2 protein-coding genes and 1 pseudogene are annotated in these 3,176 nt (G+C 68.0%); all 3 read right to left on the reverse strand.

All coding sequences use genetic code 11. The features are described from left to right. Nucleotides 1-183: 183 nt before the first annotated feature. Entirely contained in the window at nucleotides 184-1,416 is a 1,233-nt protein-coding gene (gene boxA / locus AC1D01_RS27105) for a benzoyl-CoA 2,3-epoxidase subunit BoxA (RefSeq protein ID WP_477871903.1), read from the reverse strand. Nucleotides 1,417-1,423: 7 nt separating this feature from the next. After that, complete coding sequence (gene boxB / locus AC1D01_RS27110) at nucleotides 1,424-2,851, reverse strand: benzoyl-CoA 2,3-epoxidase subunit BoxB (RefSeq protein WP_477871905.1); 1,428 nt, start codon at nucleotides 2,849-2,851, stop codon at nucleotides 1,424-1,426. A 60-nt stretch (nucleotides 2,852-2,911) separates the two neighbouring features. Beyond that, nucleotides 2,912-3,176 (reverse strand): annotated as a pseudogene (locus AC1D01_RS27115) (2,3-epoxybenzoyl-CoA dihydrolase); the annotation flags it as partial.

Below are 3,176 nucleotides of genomic sequence, written 5' to 3' on the forward strand. Positions count from 1 at the left end.
GACTGTCGCCGACTGTTTGACCACAACGAACGAAGTGAGTGGAGGGAGTTTCGGCGACGGTTCATGAAAGCAGATGGCGCAGGGGAGTCATCGCACCGCCAGGGGCGATGACCGCACCGGCCGGCGAGCCCCACACCCCCCGCCCGCGCCTTTGCCTCGCACAGAACTGCGCATGGAACCCATTCAGTACGTCTCGACGTGGAAACGCCCCTCGTCCACCAGCCGTTGGTGCAGCAGCGGCCAATCGAGCCCCGCCTCGGCGCAGATGTCGGCCAGCGCGTCCAGCACGCCGGTCTCCATGCCCTTCAGCCCGCACAGGTAGAGGCAGGTGTCGCCGCGCAGCAGCAGGGCAATGTCGGCGGCGCGCTCGCGCATCAGGTCCTGCACATAGCGGCGCGGCTGCCCCGGCACGCGTGAGAACGCGAGCGAGGTGTCGATGAACGAGGCCGGCAGCTTGGTCAAGGGCCCGAAGTACGGCAGCTCCTCCGGCCGGCGCGCGCCGAAGAACAGCATCAGCCCGCCGTAGACCGGCTTGCCCGCCTGCATCAGCCGCCGCCGGTGCTCGGTCATCGCCCGCATCGGCGCCGCGCCGGTGCCGGTGCACACCATCAGCAGGTTCGAGCCCGCATGGTTGGGCATCAGGAAACGGTCGCCGAACGGGCCGCAGACCTGCACCGTGTCGCCCTTGCGCAGGTCGCACAGGTAGTTCGACGCGACGCCGTGCACCGGTCGGCCGTCGTGGTCGCTCGTGACCCGCTTCACCGTCAGCGAGACGTTGTTGTAACCCTCGCGCTCGCCACTGCGCGGGCTCGCGACCGAGTACATGCGCAGGTAGTGCGACCTGCCGGCGGCATCGACACCGGGCGGCACGATGCCGATCGACTGCCCCTCGAGCAACGGAAAGAACTGCGTGCCGAAATCGAGCACCAGGTGGTGGATGTCGCCCTCGGCGTCGGCCGCGGTCAGCCGGAAGTTGCCGGCCACCGTCGCCTGCACCGGCTTTTTCAGCGTGTGCAGGTTCAGGTAGGGATGCGCGGCCGACCACGGCGGCCTCGGCGAGCTCGGCGACACCGCGGCATTCGCCTGCGGCGGCACCTCGTCGACCGGCGGCGCCCCCGCATCGGCCGGCACCTGCGCGAGCGCCGGCATCTCCTGCTTCGGCGGCAACTCGTCCCAGCCGAACTGCGCCTCGATCGAATACGCCGCCGCCTTCGGCACCGGGTGCCAGTGGTCGATGCTGCCGGTCGGGCACGGCGACACGCAGGCCTGGCAGCCGTTGCAGATGGCCGCGTCGACGACGTAGTTGCGGTCGTCGTGCGTGATCGCGTCGACCGGGCAGGTCTCCTCGCAGGTGTTGCAGCGGATGCAGACCTCGGGATCGATCAGGTGCTGCTGGATGAAGACGACCGGGTCCATCACATCCTCAGTTGAAACGCACGTACTCGAAGTCGACCGGCTGCTTGTTGATGCCGATCGGCGGCGGCGCAATCCAGTTCGCGTACTTGCCGGGTTCGACCACGCGGCCCATCAGCGACGCGACATAGGCGCGGTCTTCCTCGCTCGCGAGCCATTCGCGCACATGGGCCTGCCATTCGATCTCGCCGATCACCCGGCCGTCGGGGCTCACGCGCAGCCCGGCGAAGCTGCCGATGTGGCGGTTGAAGGCCTTGTGCGGCACGCTCAGCCGGAACGCGATGCCGGCCTTCTCGATCACCTTGTTCCAGCGGTTCACGCCGGCCGACGAGTCGCGGATGTAGTCGTCGCGCAGCACCTCGTTCAGCGCGTTCAGCATCGGCACCTCCTTGTCGACCAGCACGCCGTCGCGCACGTCGAGGATCTTGTAGTGGGCGCCCTTCAGCACGTGGTCATCGGCGCGCTTGCCTTCTTCGTAGCGGCCCTTCAGGCCCGAGCTGTAGAAGATCGCCGCGTTGCTCGACTGGTCGGCACCGAACAGGTCGATCGTCACGCTGTAGTGGAAGTTCAGGTAGCGCTGGATCGTCGGCAGGTCGATCACGCCGTGGCGGCGCAGCTCGGCCGGGTCTTCGATGCCGGTCTGCTTCATCACCTCGCAGGTGCGCTGGATCACGCGCGACACCCCCGACTCGCCGACGAACATGTGGTGCGCCTCTTCGGTCAGCATGAAGCGCGTGGTGCGCGACAACGGATCGAACGCGCTCTCGGCCAGCGCGCACAGCTGGAACTTGCCGTCGCGGTCGGTGAAGTAGGTGAACATGTAGAACGCCAGCCAGTCGGGCGTCTCTTCATTGAAGGCCCCGAGGATGCGCGGGTTGTCCTGGTCGCCGGAGCGGCGCTCGAGCAGTGCCTCGGCCTCCTCGCGGCCGTCGCGGCCGAAGTGCTTGTGCAGCAGGTAGACCATCGCCCACAGGTGGCGGCCTTCCTCGACGTTCACCTGGAACAGGTTGCGCAGGTCGTACTGGCTGGGCGCCGTCTTGCCGAGGTGGCGCTGCTGCTCGACCGAGGCCGGCTCGGTGTCGCCCTGCGTGACGATGATGCGGCGCAGGTTGGCGCGGTGCTCGCCGGGCACGTCCTGCCAGGCGGCCTCGCCCTGGTGGTCGCCGAAGCCGATCCTGCGGTCGGCCTCGGGCTGCGCGAGGAAGATGCCCCAGCGGTAGTCGGGCATCTTCACGTGGCCGAACTGCGCCCAACCGTCGGGCGTGGTGCTGGTCGCGGTGCGCAGGTAGACATCGAAGCCGTGCGAGCCGTCGGGGCCCATGTCCTGCCACCAGTTCAGGTAGTTGGGCTGCCAGTGCTCGAGCGCACGCTGCAGCGTCCGGTCCTCGGACAGGTTGACGTTGTTGGGGATCTTGTCGGTGTAGTTGATGCTGGACATGGACTTGGTTTCGTTGCGCTGCACTTCGACAGGCTCAGTGCGAACGGCTTGTGTACGCCTTCAGACTCTCTTCCAGTCGAACTGCGCCTTGTGCCCGGTGCCGTAGACCTTCAGCGCGCCCGCTTCGCCGACGGCGTTCGGGCGGTTGAAGATCCAGTTCTGCCACGCGGTCAGCCGGCCGAAGATGCGGGTCTCCATGCTCTCGGTGCCGGCGAAGCGCAGGTTGGCCTCCRGGCCGGTCAGCGCATCGGGCGACAGGCTCGCGCGCTCCTCCAGCGCGATGCGGATCTCGTCGGCCCAGTCGATGTCGTCCGGCGCCGCCGTG

Source organism: Rhizobacter sp. P3_B12 (assembly GCF_056402895.1).